The organism is Mesorhizobium sp. WSM4814 (assembly GCF_055811595.1).
Genome location: NZ_JBVVQT010000001.1, coordinates 335637 through 349503 on the forward strand (window position 1 = coordinate 335637; position 13867 = coordinate 349503).

Here is a 13867-nt window from a genome sequence, read left to right on the forward strand (position 1 = left end):
GGGACATTTCGATGAGCGAGGGACACTCGACCTATACGCCCAAGACCGGTATCGGACGCTGGGTCGACGCCCGCATGCCGCTGCCGCGGCTGGTCTATGACAGCTTCGTCGCCTATCCGGTGCCGCGCAACCTCAATTATGCGTGGACCTTCGGCGGTATCCTGGCGCTCATGCTGGGGGCGCAGATGCTGACCGGCATCGTGCTGGCCATGCACTACGCGGCGGACAGCAGTCTCGCCTTCGATTCGGTCGAGAAGATCATGCGCGACGTGAATTCGGGCTGGCTGCTGCGCTATCTGCATTCGAACGGCGCGTCGTTCTTCTTCGTCGCCGTCTACATCCACATCTTCCGCGGCCTCTATTACGGCTCCTACAAAGCGCCGCGCGAGCTTCTGTGGATCCTCGGCTGCATCATCTATCTCCTGATGATGGCGACAGGCTTCATGGGCTATGTGCTGCCCTGGGGACAGATGTCGTTCTGGGGCGCGACCGTCATCACCGGCTTCTTCACCGCCATTCCGCTGGTCGGCGAATGGATCCAGCAGCTTCTGCTCGGCGGCTTCGCTGTCGACAACCCGACGCTGAACCGTTTCTTTTCACTGCACTATCTGCTGCCGTTCATGATCGCCGGCGTCGTTGTGCTGCATATATGGGCGCTGCATGTGGTCGGCCAGTCGAACCCGACCGGCATCGAGGTCAAATCGAAGACCGATACCGTCGCCTTCACCCCTTACGCGACCATCAAGGACGCGTTCGGGATGCTGGTGTTCCTGTTCATCTTCGCCTATTTCGTCTTCTACCTGCCGAACTTTCTCGGCCATCCGGACAATTACGTCGTCGCCGACCCGCTGAAGACGCCGGCCCACATCGTGCCGGAATGGTACTTCCTGCCGTTCTACGCGATCCTGCGCGCCATCACCTTCAATATCGGGCCGATCAACTCCAAGCTCGGTGGCGTGCTCGCGATGTTCGGCTCCATCGCCATGCTGTTCCTGGTGCCGTGGCTCGACACCTCGAAGGTGCGCTCGGCAGTCTACCGGCCCTGGTACAAGCTGTTCTTCTGGCTGTTCGTGATCGACGCCGTCCTGCTTGGCTGGCTGGGCTCGCAGCCGGCTGAAGGCAGCTATGTCTTCATGGCGCAGATGGCGACATTGTTCTACTTCGCCTTCTTCCTGGTCGTGCTGCCGGTGCTGGGCCTGGTCGAGAAGCCGCGGCGATTGCCGAACTCGATCACCGAGGCAGTTCTCGAGAAGAACAAGGGTGGCGGTGGCGGGCATCCGGCTCGCGCGACAGCCGCGCCGGAAACCAAGGGCTGAGCATGACGCCGAAAAGTGGAGACCGGTTTTCGGACAAGATCATGCTCAAGACGACGACAGCGCGCCAGAGAATCTCAAGGGGATTTGGTATGAAGACGATTCTCACCTCGCTGGCGCTGCTCGGCCTTGTGCTGGCAGGCACCGCGGCCGCGACCACCGGGGCGATCGCCCAGGAGGAGGCGCACAGCGAAGCCGCGCCGACGCATTTCCCGATACACCAGCCGAAGGAGATGGACTGGAGCTTCGCCGGGCCTTTCGGCACCTACGACAAGGCGCAGTTGCAGCGCGGGCTGAAGGTCTTCAAGGAAGTTTGCGCCACCTGCCATTCGATGAAATTGGTGGCGTTTCGCACGCTGGAAGATCTTGGCTATTCGGAAGCGCAGGTCAAGGCGCTGGCCGCCGAGTACACGATCAACGATGGTCCCAACGATGCCGGCGACATGTTCGAGCGTCCCGGCATACCGTCCGACCATTTCCCGGCGCCGTTCCCCAACGACCAGGCAGCAGCGGCCGCCAATGGCGGGGCTGCGCCGCCCGATATGTCGCTGCTGGCCAAGGCGCGCGGCGTCACGCGCGGTTTTCCGCAATTCGTCTTCGACATCTTCACGCAATACGCCCAGGGCGGTCCCGACTACATCCACTCGCTGCTGACCGGCTATGACGAGCAGCCGCCGGCGGGCGTGGAGATACCGGAAGGCACCCACTACAATCCGTACTTCATAGCCGGCGTCTCGCTGAAGATGCCCAACCCGCTTTCCGACGATCAGGTGACCTATGACGACGGCTCGCCGCAGACGGTCGACCAGTATTCCCGCGACGTGTCGGCCTTCCTGATGTGGGCAGCCGAGCCGCATCTGGAAGCCCGCAAGAAAACCGGCTTTCGCGTGCTGGTCTTCCTGTTGCTGTTCGGTGCGCTGGTCTATCTGACCAAGCGCAAGGTGTGGGCCGGCGTGGCGCACTGAGCTACGGAAAACCACGAGATCAAAAGGGCGTCGAAGGGCGCCCTTTTTGCATGTCTAAGGACTGCCTCCGAAGACCGCCTCCGAAGGTAGCCGGCTCCGGTCCTTTGCCGGACAATTTTCTTCCAGGCGCCACATCGCGGTAGCCGTCGGCGGCCGCGCCGGGTTACGATCGGCCGAAATTCCCTTTCATGTCTTCAAGTCGGACGAACGCCCGGAGAGCCGCCCCATGAAACCTTCGCTCGAAGACACGCTGGTTGCCGCGATCCGCACCATTCCGGACTATCCGAAGCCGGGCATCCTGTTTCGCGACATCACCACGCTGCTAAGCAATGCGCGCGCCTTCCGCCGCGCCATCGACGAGCTGGTGCATCCCTATGCCGGCCAGAAGGTCGACAAGATCGCCGGCATCGAGGCGCGTGGTTTCATCCTTGGCGGCGCCGTCGCCCACCAGCTCTCGGCCGGCTTCGTGCCGATCCGCAAGAAGGGCAAGCTGCCTTACGAAACGGTGCGCGTCGCCTACAGCCTCGAATACGGGCTGGACGAGATGGAGATGCACAGGGATGGCGTGTCTCCGGGTGAGAAGGTGATCCTCGTCGACGATTTGATCGCCACCGGCGGCACGGCAGAGGCAGCGGTCAAGCTGCTGCGGCAGATCGGCGCCGACATCCTCGCCGCCTGCTTCGTCATCGACCTGCCGGATCTCGGTGGTCGCGAGAAGCTCGAGGCGCTCGGCGTGCCGGTCAGGACGCTGATCGGGTTCGAAGGGCATTGAAGTGCTCTTTCCTTCTCCCCTTGTGGGAGAAGGTGGCCTCGCGAAGCGAGGTCGGACGAGGGGTGTTCCAGCTTGGCACCCCGCGCTCCGGCCAGCACCCCTCATCCGTCTTGTCGCTTCGCGACAATCCACCTTCTCCCACAAGGGGAGAAGGGAAAACGGCGCCTCACCCCACCTTCACCAGCACGGCGCTTTCGAACTCGATGACCTTGTCGCCGGTCGAATCGAAAGCTTCCGAGCGCAGCGTCAGCACTCGCCAGCCCGGCCGCGATGCGATGGGGCGGTGGGCAAGCGCGGTGCGGGTGAAGGTCACGGTTTCTCCGGCATAGACGGGTTTTAGCCATTTGAGGTTCTTGAAGCCGGGCGAGGGGCCGAATTCGGGGGCGGGCCCAGCGCCGGCCCAGCGGGCGCCTTCCGCCGCCACGCCGGTCTCGAGGTTCAGCTTCATCCAGGTTGCAGCTGTGTGCCAGCCGGAGGCGCACAGGCCGCCGAACACGCTGTTCTTCGCCGCCTCTTCGTCGAGATGGAATATCTGCGGATCGTATTTCCTGGCGAACGCCTTGATCGCCTCGGGCTCGAATCTATGCGAGCCGAGGGTGACGGTGACGCCGATGCAGAAGAACTCGTCCAATGTCATGAGCGGCCCTGTGCGGCATCACGGGCGAGGAACATGACCGTGTTCTCGAGTTCGAAGACGCCTTCGCCACGCTGGTTGAAAAGCTCGCTGCGCAAAGTGACGAGGCCGAGCTGCGGCTTGGACCTGGACAGACGCTTGGCAAGGACGGTGGTGCTGCCGCTCAAGATGTCGCCGGCCAGCACCGGCCTCTTCCACCGGACCTGGTCGACACCAGGGGCGCCTTGCGAGGTCGAGTCCAGCAGGAAGGCGTCGCACAGCATGCGCATGAACATCGCGCAGGTGTGCCAGCCGGAGGCCGCCAGCCCGCCAAGGATGCTGGCCCTGCCCGCCGCCTCGTCGAGATGCATCGGCTGCGCATCGAACTCTTGCGCGAATTCGATGATCTCGGCCGCACTCACCAGCTTCGTGCCGAGGTCGAGCGAGGCGCCCTCGACGAAATCCTCATAGGCCCAAGTCTTTTCGTTCTTTCCGGTCATGGTCTGGAATCCGGTTCAAGATTGTACGATCGACACGGATCGGGTTTCCCGGATGCAGGCGGGGCGGTCAAGTCATTTCTGGTGCGCCAGGCCATCACGCTCAACGGGAATGGAAGCTCCGAAGCCTCTACAGCCAGCCGCGGCGGCGGAAATACCAGAAGGGCAGGATCGCTGAGAGGATCATCAAGCCAATGGCGAAAGGATAGCCGAAGTTCCAGGTCAGTTCAGGCATGACGTTGAAATTCATGCCGTAGATCGAGGCGACCAGCGTCGGCGGCAGGAAGATGACCGCGGCGACGGAAAAGATCTTGATGATGGCGTTCTGCTCGATCGAGATCATGCCGAGCGTCGCGTCGAGCAGGAAGTTGATCTTCTGCGACAGGAAGGTGGCGTGGTCGGCGAGCGACAGCACATCGCGCGACAAGGTCTTGATGCGCGCGCGGATGTCCTTGCTCATCTTGGTCTGGGTCGAGGCGTGGGTGAGGAAGCCGGCGAGCCGCTGCAGCGAGATCAGGCTGTCGCGGATCGAGGAGGCGATGTCCTCCTTGCGGCCGATGGCTTTCAGCAATTCCTGAAAATCGCGATTGCGCTTCGACGCCTTGGTCGAGCTTGGCTGGAAGATGTCGCGCGAGATCGCCTCGATGTCGCGGCCGGCGCGCTCCAGAATGTCGGCGAGGCGGTCGACGATCGCCTCCAGCAGGCCGATCAGGATGGTGTCGCCGCTGGTGCAGCCGGTCGCCACCTTCTCGGCGCGCTGCGGAAACGTCTTGAAGGCCTTCGGTTCGTGGTAGCGCACGGTGATCAGCCTGTTGCCGGCCAGCACGAAGGTGACCGGCGACATCAGGGGATCGTCGGCCTCGGTCTGGGCCGGCAGAATGGCGGTCATGAAATAGGCGCCGTCCTCGACATAGAGGCGGCTCGAAATCTCGATCTCCTCCATCTCCTCGCGCGTCGGAATGGCAACGCCGAGCCAGGCCTCGATGGCCGCTTCCTCTTCCTTTGTCGGGCTCACAAGATCGGCCCAGACGACCTGGTCGCTGTTTGCCAGGAGATCGTCGGCAAGGCGCAGGCGATCATTGTCGACGACGAATGCCTTGATCATCGCCGGGTCTCCGTTGCTGAGGCCAAAAGGATAGGTTGGAGCGGGCGCGTCGTTTCGGATTGCACGCGCTTTCGACGAAAGCAGGGCCGGTGCAGACGCCCCTTAGACCGGGCGTTGCGGGCAGTCAAGCCGCGCCGGAACGGCTCTTCCTTCTCCCCTTGTGGGAGAAGGTGGCCTCGCGAAGCGAGGTCGGATGACGGGTGTTCCAGCTTGGCACCAGAGAAGGAAGAAGGCGCCGTCGGTCAGCTCAGGTGTTGAACTTGAACAGCATGATGTCGCCGTCCTGGACGACATACTCCTTGCCTTCGTCGCGCGCCTTGCCGGCTTCCTTGGCCGCCACTTCGCCGCCCAGCGTGACGAAGTCGTTGTAGGCGATGGTCTGGGCGCGGATGAAGCCGCGCTCGAAATCGGTGTGGATGACGCCTGCAGCCTGCGGCGCCTTGGCGCCCTTGTGCACGGTCCAGGCGCGCGTCTCCTTCGGCCCGACGGTGAAATAGGTGATGAGTTGCAGCAGCTCGTAGCCGGCGCGGATGACCTTGTTCAGGCCGGGCTGGTCGAGCCCCAGGGTCGCCAAAAATTCCATTTCCTCTTCGTCGCTGAGTTGCGCGACCTCGGCCTCGATCGCCGCCGAAATCACCACGGTGCGGGCACCCTGCGCGGCAGCCATCTGTTCGACCGCTTTGGTGTGTGCGTTGCCGGTGGCAGCATCGGCCTCGGCGACATTGCAGACATAGAGCACGGGGTGCGATGTCAGCAGGTTCAGCCCCTGCAGGATGCGCAGATCCTCCGCGGAGATGTTTTTGAGCAGGATGCGGGCCGGCTTGCCGGCCTGCAGGAGCTCAAGGGCGGCTTCCATCATCGGAAGCACGGTCAGCGCCTCCTTGTCCTTGCCGGAAGCGCGCTTGCGGAACTGGACGATGCGGCGCTCGAGGCTGTCGAGATCGGCGAGCATCAGCTCGGTCTCGACGGTCTCGGCGTCGGCGACGGGATCGATGCGGCCCTCGACATGGGTGATGTCGTCATCCTCGAAGCAGCGCAGCACATGGACGATGGCGTCGACCTCGCGGATATTGGCCAGGAACTGGTTGCCCAGCCCTTCGCCTTTCGAGGCGCCGCGCACCAGGCCGGCGATGTCGACGAACGAGATGCGGGTGGGGATGATCTCCTTCGACTTGCCGATCGCCGCGATTTTTTGCAGGCGCGGGTCGGGCACCGCCACTTCGCCGGTGTTCGGTTCGATGGTGCAGAACGGATAGTTGGCGGCCTGCGCCGCCGCCGTTCTGGTCAGCGCGTTGAAAAGCGTCGACTTGCCGACGTTGGGCAAGCCAACGATGCCGCATTTGAAACCCATTTTTATCCGGTCCTATCGGGAAATCGTAATTTGATGAGGGCTATGGGCGAAACGGGTGACGGACGTCAAGCCCTGCAGCCCCGATCCTGGCCAGGCTCAATCCTTGCCGCCAAACAGCTTCTTCAGCATGGCGGCCATCGGGCCGGTTTCGGGCAGCTTGGCCGCCGGCTGCTGCGGCCGCGCCTGGCGAACGTGGCTTTGTGCTTTCGGCGCCTTGGGTGGTGGGCGGTCGTCGTCGCCCGTCGGCGTGAGCTTGTCGCGCAAGGCCAGCGTCACGCGATTCATGAAGGAATTGTCGTCGCCCTTGGCAAGCAGTCCGGCATCGTCGGCGATGGTGTCGAGCAGCACGTCCAGCCACTCGCGGTCGGCTTTGGCGAAATCGCCAAGCACATGGCCATGCACCATTTCCTTGACGCCAGGGTGGCTGACGCCAATGCGCACACGGCGGAAATCCTTGCCGACATGCTGGTCTATCGAGCGGATACCGTTGTGGCCACCGGAACCGCCGCCGACTTTGACCCGCACCTTGCCGGCGGCAAGGTCGATCTCGTCATAAAAGACGGTCAGCGCCGAAGCGTCGAGCTTGTAGAAGCGCAGGGCCTCGCCGACCGACTGGCCGGACAGGTTCATGAAGGTCTGCGGCTTGATCAGGATGATTTTTTCGCCGGCAAGCGTGCCTTCGGCGATCAGGCCCTGGAACTTTTTCGACCAGGGCGAAAAGGAATGGCGGCGGGCAATTGCGTCCGCCGCCATGAAGCCGACATTGTGCCGATTGTTGGCGTATTTCGCGCCCGGATTGCCGAGGCCTGCAAACAGCAGCATCGTCACCTCCGAGCGGAAAGGATTACTTCTCTTCGTCGGCAGGAGCCGCTTCGGGTTCAGCCGCTTCGACCGTCTCTTCAGCCTCCGGCTTCATCGCCGCGGAGCCGGCAATTGTCGCGACGGTGAAGTCGCGGTCGGAGATCACCGGCTTGACGCCGGCCGGCAGCTTGACCGCCGAGATGTGGATCGAATCGCCGATATCGGTGCCGGTGAGATCGACGGTGATGAATTCCGGGATCGCATTGGCCGGGCAGTGGAACTCGACCTCGTGACGCACGATGTTGAGCACGCCGCCGCGCTTGATGCCGGGCGACTTGTCCTCGTTGATGAAGTGGACCGGCACGTCGACATTGACTTCGGTGTCCTTGCCGATACGCAGGAAGTCGACATGGACCGGAAAATCCTTGACCGGGTCGAGCTGGTAGTCCTTCGGCAGGACCTGGATCTTCTTGCCGTCGACATCGATCGTGGCGATCGTGGTCAGGAACCCGCCGCCATGGATCTTGTAGTAGATGTCCTTGTAGGTCAGCGCAATCGCCAGGGGAGGCTGCTTGTCGCCGTAGATTACTGCAGGCACTTTACCGTTGCGGCGAACTGCACGGGCGGACCCCTTACCGACCTGTTCGCGCGCTTCGGCCTTGAGCTCGTAAGAAGCTTGGCTCATGGCATTTCCTTTCGCGTTGTTCTGGAGCGTTCGCGGCCGGCGAGATGCCTGGGCCGTAAACGTCGAAAGCCGTCATGGCCCTACATGATCTGGTCCAAAATCTATTTGGGATCACGTGAGGCCGGACAGCCTTCCGCCGCGTTGCCTCCAAGGGTGTCTACGCGGGTGGCGGCTCTATAGCGGAAGGTGGGGCGGGGTGCAAGCCAAAGGCGGGTGGCGAACGCGGGTGGGCAGTGTCTCGCTTTTGAGTTTCGTGCTTGCTCCCGCATTTGCAAAATATTGGGGTTGTGTCCTGAAAGCCGACCGCAATCGACCAGTATCAGATCGGGAACAGGTGTGCGGAAAACAACGCAGCGGCATACAGCCCGACGCCGAAGGACAGATGAGTGATGAGGCCGCGCAGACGCGCGGTGCTCGGATTGTGCGTTTTCGAGGCTGCAATTCCGGCTCCAAAGGCTGGCTGCATTATGAAAAACGGGGCAACGACAGTGGACATACCGACAACAAGGGCGGGAAGCAATGTCGGGTCTCGTGCCCAGTCGAGGCCCCATACTGCCATCAGCAATGCAGCAAAGACGATGCCGATCGCGTAATGCGCGACCCAGCCAACAGGCGTTTCGCCGCGAATTCGGGGCGCCTGCGCGATATTCGCATGTGCGAAACGTCCTCGCGGAAAGTGGCCGATCCAGCGGCCGACCCAGCCATAATCAAGCGGCGGAATCGCCAACGTTCGTTTCAGGAACAATCCCCAAAGATCCATCACCGCCGTCGCCCCGTTCCGATCGCGGCTGCGCGGACAACGAACTCCAACTGCTCGTTCATTTTTTTGCTCCTGCCTTGTCCATGCTTCCTGTCACGGCGCCAGACACTAGCCGTTTCAAATAAACGTTCAATGTATTGATTGATCGTTTGATTATTGTATCATGCGATATGAAAAACGCAGATGTCCATCATCCGATCTTTGACGAAATAGCCGATCTCGCCCGCACGCTGGGGCATGCATACCGGCTGGTTCTTCTGCGCCACATTGCCGACGGCGAACTGGCCGTGGAGCAGCTGACGCAACTTTCCGGCATCGCCATGGCCAACACCTCGCAGCATCTTCAACAGCTCAAGCGGGCCGGCTTGGTGCAGACCCGGCGAGACGGGAAACGCGTGCTTTATCGTTTGGCCGATGGTCCAATCGAAAACGTGCTTGGGGCCCTGCGCAGCCTTGCGAACCACAGGCGCGGGCAAATCCGCGAGCTTATCGATGACACTATGAGCCGGCCGGACAGGCTGGAGAGCATCTCGCGCGAGGAACTGGCGCGCCGCATGCGGGACGACGAAGTCGTGCTGCTCGACGTCCGGCCGCAAGAGGAATACGCGGCCGGGCATTTGCCGGGTGCGATCAACATTCCCGTGGGTGAGTTGGAAGAGCGACTTGCAGAGCTTCCACGACAGAAGGTCATCGTCGCCTATTGTCGTGGTGTCCAGTGCATTCTTTCTGCTGACGCGCTGGCAATCCTGAGGGCGCGAGGCTGGGCCTCACGCCGGTTCGAAGGCGGCTTTCCCGAGTGGCTGACCCCAAGCCTTGATGTCGACGGCATGAACTACGAAAGCGGCTGACAGAGCCGAAGCCGGCGTCGCCGGGGCAAGCCAACTCAAGGTTCACCCGATAGTGGTTCCAGCTTCGAGCTTCCTCGCCTCCTTCATGTTCGGCAAAAAAACCGTCAGCAGCCCAAGCAGCGGCAAATACGAGCAGACCTGAAAGACGAAGTCGATGCCTTTCATATCGGCGACGACGCCGAGCACGGCGGCGGCGATGCCGCCCATGCCAAAGGCGAAGCCGAAGAAGATGCCGGCGATCATGCCGACGCGGCCGGGCACCAGTTCCTGGGCGAAGACGACGATGTTCGAGAAGGCCGAGGACAGGATCAGGCCGATCAGCACGGTCAGGATCATCGTCCATTCGAAATTGGCGTAGGGCAGGGCCAGCGTAAACGGCAGCACGCCGACGATCGAGAACCAGATCATCGGCTTCTGTCCGTAGCGGTCGCCGAACGGGCCGCCGAGCAGGATGCCCAGCGCCGAGGCGCCGAGGAACAGGAACAGCATGACCTGCGACATCTGCACCGAAACGCCGAATTTATCGATGGCGTAGAAGGTGTAGTAACTGGCGAGGCTGGCAACGTAGGCGTTCTTTGTCAGCACCAGCAAGGTCAGCACCGCCAGCGCGCCGATCACCTTGCGGCGCGGGAAGGGCGAGACGAAGCCTGCCGCCTTGCGGTTGGCGAGCGAGGCGCGCAGCCGGCTGTACCAGCCGCCGACCCGCCACAGCACGATGATGCCGATCAGCGATCCGGCGGCGAACCACGCTATGCTGGTCTGGCCGAACGGCACGACGATGAAGGCGGCGAGCAGCGGCCCGATGGCCTGGCCGAGATTGCCGCCGACCTGGAACAGCGATTGCGCCAGGCCGAACCTGCCGCCCGAGGCGAAGCGGGCGATGCGCGACGATTCCGGGTGGAAGATCGCAGAGCCGATGCCGATCAGCGACGCGCCGATCAGCAGCAGCCAATATTGTCCGGCATAGGCCAGCACGATCAGGCCGATCAGTGAGGACGCCATGCCATAGGGCAGCGAGTAGGGCATCGGCCGCTTGTCGGTGACCATGCCGATCAGCGGCTGCAGCAATGACGCCGTCACCTGGAAGGTGAAGGTCAAAAGACCGATCTGCCAGAAATCGAGATGGTAATTGTCCTTCAGCAGCGGATAGATGGCCGACAGCAGCGACTGCATGATGTCGTTGACACAATGGCAAAAGCTCACCGCAAGGATGACGGTGAAGGCCGTCGCTTGCGCCGAAGTGTGGCTGGCCGTCGCCGGCGTGGCGGCGGAGGTGGCTGTCGTATCGGTCAACGCAGGCTCCATGGTCTTTTTGGCGGACGCTCCCGCAGGCGGGCCTTATGGCCCCGCTGCCTTATAAGTTACTTGCCGGGCGACTTCTTTCGTGGTTTGGTCCAATAGTTTCGCGAGTGGGCCAATAGCCAATGCCGCATGGCAAAGAAATCTTCAAAGCGGGCGACACCGATCTCGGCCAGTTCACCGATCTCGGGCTGTTGCGCCGCTGGCAATGGCTGGAGCAGGCTGTCGGGCCGGCGGTGGCCCTGCCGACCGAATTTCCCGACGGCTACCACGTGCCGCAGCACCGTCACAGCCGCAGTCAATTGCTGCATGCGCTTGTCGGCGTCGTGCTGGTGACGACGCGGCATGGGCGCTGGATGGTGCCGCCCGATCATGCGATGTGGATTCCTGCCGGCACCGAGCATTCCGTCGAGATGCTTGGCGACGTCAGCATGCGATCGGTCTATGTGATGCCGGACGCCATTGCCGGGCTGCCGGATGGCTTGCGCGTCGTCGGCATCACCGATCTGATGCACAGCCTCATCGTGGAATCGGAAAAGCTGCCGCAGGGCGCCGAGTTGGAGGGGCGCGGCGGGCTGATCATGAGCCTGCTGCTGCATGAAATCCCGAACCTGCCGGAACGGCCGCTCGGCCTGCCTTTTCCTTCGGATCCAAGGCTTGCAGCACTGTGCCGGCGCTTCGTCGCAGCACCCTCGCCGCACGCGACGATCGACGAATGGGCCGATATTGTCGGCATGAGCCGGCGTTCCTTCACCCGCGCCTTTCATCGCCAGACCGGACTGTCGTTGTCGACATGGCGCCAGCAGGCCTGCCTGTTCGCGGCCTTGCCGCGGCTGGCGGACGGCGAGCCGATCACAAGGGTAGCACTCGACCTCGGCTATGACAGCGTGCCGGCCTTCATCACCATGTTCAAGCGCATGCTGGGGGCATCGCCGCGCGGCTATATGCGCGGCTCTAGGGACAACATCAGGGTGTCGAACGCTAGCGCATGACCCCGAACCTTTTCGGAGAGGATCATGCGCAAAATCAAGGTGCTACAGCGTCCTTTGCGCGTCTCTGGACGCGCGGCGCTGTATCGCGGGCAGATTTCAGTCGAACAGGCTCGACACCGACTCTTCGGTCGCCGTGCGCGAGATCGCCTCACCCATCAGGTCGGCGATGGAGACGACGCGGATGTTGCTGGCGTCGAGCACCGCCTGGGTCGGCTGGATGGAATCGGTGATGACCAGTTCCTGCAGCTTCGAGGCGCCGATGCGTGCGATGGCGCCGCCGGACAGAACGCCATGGGTGGTGTAGGCGGTGACGCTGGTGGCGCCGGCGGCAAGCAGCGCATCGGCCGCATTGCACAAGGTACCGCCCGAATCGATGATGTCGTCGATCAGCAGGCAATCCTTGCCGCGCACGTCGCCGATGACGTTCATGACTTCCGATTCGCCAGGGCGCTCGCGACGCTTGTCGACAATGGCAAGCTGGGCGTCGATGCGCTTGGCGAGCGCGCGGGCACGGACTACGCCGCCGACATCCGGCGACACGACCATGACATTGGCAAGGCGCTTGTATTTCGCCTTCACATCGCGGGCCATGACCGGCACCGAGAACAGATTGTCGGTCGGGATGTCGAAAAAGCCCTGGATCTGGCCGGCGTGGAGATCCAGCGTCAAGACGCGATCGACCCCGGCCCGCGTGATCATGTTGGCGACCAGCTTGGCCGAGATCGGCGTGCGGCCCGAGGCGCGGCGGTCTTGCCTTGCATAGCCGAAATAGGGAATGACCGCCGTGATGCGCTTGGCCGACGAGCGCATGAAGGCATCGATCATGATGAGCAGTTCCATCAGGTGATCGTTGGTCGGGAACGAGGTGGACTGCAGGATGAAGACATCCTCGCCACGCACATTCTCCTGTATTTCGACGAAGATTTCCTGATCGGCGAAGCGCCTGACGCTGGCTTTGCCCAGCGGAATGTTGAGATAGCGGGCGACCGCTTCGGCCAGCACCCTGTTGGAATTGCCCGCGAAAAGCTTCATGCACCGTTCCTGGTGAAGGATGGAGACTCTGGCAGACTCTCTTGAGCCCCTTAGTCGGGGCTTTTAGCGGCCCGTGCCGGTATTGCAAGCGTCGTGATCGGAATCCGCCGGCTAATCTCAATAAACGTCGACGGCGAGGGAAGCCGGCAACATGTCAGCCCGCCGGTCAGCCCGCTTGGCCGCCAAGCCATGTGGCAAACTGGTCGATCGTCTGGTCGGCGATCGATTGCATGGTCTCCGGCGCGACTGCAGCCCAGCCTTCGCCATCATTGACCGAGGGCGCCTTCTGCTGGCCGTTGATGCGATGCAGCCGGTTGCCTGCCGGGTCATAGACGTCCCAGACATAGATGACGGTGGTATCCTTGCCTTCCGACATCGTCGAGAAATAGCCTTTCAGCACATGCGTCGGGGTCTGTCCGGCGCTTCCTGCCAAGGTGATGCCGCGCTGCTTGGCTCGCGTCTGAAGCGCCGCGGTCAGCGGTGTCGCGGCTTCCACCGAGGCGCCGACGATCGGCGCCACCTGCAGGCGGGTGCGTGCGATGACGGCGGCGCTCTTTGCCGGCAGCTCGGTTGCGGGCTGTGCCGTCGCGGAAGGCTGTGTTGTTGCGGAAGGCTGGGCGGTGGCTGCAGGTGCGGTCGGCGTTGCAGCCGTGCCGCTTCCGGCCGTTGGCACGGTCTGTGTCGACTGCGGGGCGATGGCCGAGGGTTCGAGAACGTCCTTCGCGTTGGTGCAGGCGGCCAGCGTCAGCGCCGCGAGCAATGACACGGTCGTCGCATGCGATCGCCTCATTTGCCTCAAAACTCCCTGGCGATGAACGCCTCTTTGCATTCTTA

Annotated in this window: 15 protein-coding genes; 5 read left to right on the forward strand and 10 right to left on the reverse strand. The window is 62.7% G+C overall.

The genetic code is table 11. The features are described from left to right. Positions 1-11 precede the first annotated feature (11 nt). The 3 genes from AC0L2V_RS01495 (at position 12) to AC0L2V_RS01505 (ending at position 3050) form a co-directional block, all read left to right on the forward strand. Positions 12-1316, forward strand: coding sequence for a cytochrome b (locus AC0L2V_RS01495; protein ID WP_287064209.1), 1305 nt, complete (start codon positions 12-14; stop codon positions 1314-1316). Positions 1317-1405: 89 nt separating this feature from the next. Continuing rightward, on the forward strand, positions 1406-2278 hold the full coding sequence (locus AC0L2V_RS01500) for a cytochrome c1 (protein WP_473519245.1): 873 nt from the start codon (positions 1406-1408) through the stop codon (positions 2276-2278). Positions 2279-2504: 226 nt separating this feature from the next. After that, positions 2505-3050, forward strand: a complete 546-nt coding sequence (locus AC0L2V_RS01505) for an adenine phosphoribosyltransferase (RefSeq protein ID WP_287246380.1) — start codon at positions 2505-2507, stop codon at positions 3048-3050. 166 nt (positions 3051-3216) lie between these two features. Here AC0L2V_RS01505 and AC0L2V_RS01510 read toward each other — a convergent pair whose 3' ends face one another. From AC0L2V_RS01510 to AC0L2V_RS01540, 7 genes are all read right to left on the reverse strand, one after another. Further along, the gene (locus AC0L2V_RS01510; RefSeq protein WP_473508314.1) at positions 3217-3687 is read right to left on the reverse strand and encodes a MaoC family dehydratase; all 471 of its coding nucleotides are present in this window, start codon (positions 3685-3687) and stop codon (positions 3217-3219) included. After that, positions 3684-4163 carry a MaoC family dehydratase gene (locus AC0L2V_RS01515; protein WP_287316643.1) on the reverse strand — a complete coding sequence of 160 codons (480 nt, stop codon included), beginning with the start codon at positions 4161-4163 and terminating at the stop codon, positions 3684-3686. The genes AC0L2V_RS01510 and AC0L2V_RS01515 overlap by 4 nt, the downstream gene beginning before the upstream one ends. A gap of 127 nt (positions 4164-4290) precedes the next feature. Continuing rightward, positions 4291-5265, reverse strand: a complete 975-nt coding sequence (gene corA / locus AC0L2V_RS01520; RefSeq protein WP_287280406.1) for a magnesium/cobalt transporter CorA — start codon at positions 5263-5265, stop codon at positions 4291-4293. Between the two features lie 247 nt (positions 5266-5512). After that, on the reverse strand, positions 5513-6616 hold the full coding sequence (gene ychF / locus AC0L2V_RS01525) for a redox-regulated ATPase YchF (protein WP_473519246.1): 1104 nt from the start codon (positions 6614-6616) through the stop codon (positions 5513-5515). Between the two features lie 96 nt (positions 6617-6712). Further along, on the reverse strand, positions 6713-7438 hold the full coding sequence (gene pth, locus AC0L2V_RS01530; RefSeq protein ID WP_473508315.1) for an aminoacyl-tRNA hydrolase: 726 nt from the start codon (positions 7436-7438) through the stop codon (positions 6713-6715). 22 nt (positions 7439-7460) lie between these two features. Then, positions 7461-8102: a 50S ribosomal protein L25/general stress protein Ctc gene (locus AC0L2V_RS01535; RefSeq protein ID WP_023799895.1), complete on the reverse strand. Its 642-nt coding sequence runs from the start codon at positions 8100-8102 to the stop codon at positions 7461-7463. Positions 8103-8421: 319 nt separating this feature from the next. Then, positions 8422-8862, reverse strand: coding sequence for a DUF2938 domain-containing protein (locus AC0L2V_RS01540; protein WP_473519397.1), 441 nt, complete (start codon positions 8860-8862; stop codon positions 8422-8424). Between the two features lie 137 nt (positions 8863-8999). On the opposite strand from AC0L2V_RS01540, the gene AC0L2V_RS01545 reads away from it, so the two are divergent. Continuing rightward, positions 9000-9710 (forward strand): ArsR/SmtB family transcription factor, encoded by a 711-nt coding sequence (locus AC0L2V_RS01545; RefSeq protein ID WP_473519247.1) that lies wholly within the window; start codon positions 9000-9002, stop codon positions 9708-9710. Between the two features lie 42 nt (positions 9711-9752). Here AC0L2V_RS01545 and AC0L2V_RS01550 read toward each other — a convergent pair whose 3' ends face one another. Then, a complete protein-coding gene (locus AC0L2V_RS01550) occupies positions 9753-11003 on the reverse strand; it encodes an MFS transporter (RefSeq protein ID WP_473519248.1) in 1251 nt (416 codons plus the stop codon). 131 nt (positions 11004-11134) lie between these two features. On the opposite strand from AC0L2V_RS01550, the gene AC0L2V_RS01555 reads away from it, so the two are divergent. After that, positions 11135-12001 carry an AraC family transcriptional regulator gene (locus AC0L2V_RS01555; RefSeq protein WP_287230749.1) on the forward strand — a complete coding sequence of 289 codons (867 nt, stop codon included), beginning with the start codon at positions 11135-11137 and terminating at the stop codon, positions 11999-12001. A gap of 96 nt (positions 12002-12097) precedes the next feature. Here AC0L2V_RS01555 and AC0L2V_RS01560 read toward each other — a convergent pair whose 3' ends face one another. Next, positions 12098-13033 (reverse strand): ribose-phosphate pyrophosphokinase, encoded by a 936-nt coding sequence (locus AC0L2V_RS01560; protein ID WP_023799890.1) that lies wholly within the window; start codon positions 13031-13033, stop codon positions 12098-12100. Between the two features lie 166 nt (positions 13034-13199). Continuing rightward, positions 13200-13823, reverse strand: a complete 624-nt coding sequence (locus tag AC0L2V_RS01565; protein ID WP_473508319.1) for a hypothetical protein — start codon at positions 13821-13823, stop codon at positions 13200-13202. Positions 13824-13867: the final 44 nt, after the last annotated feature.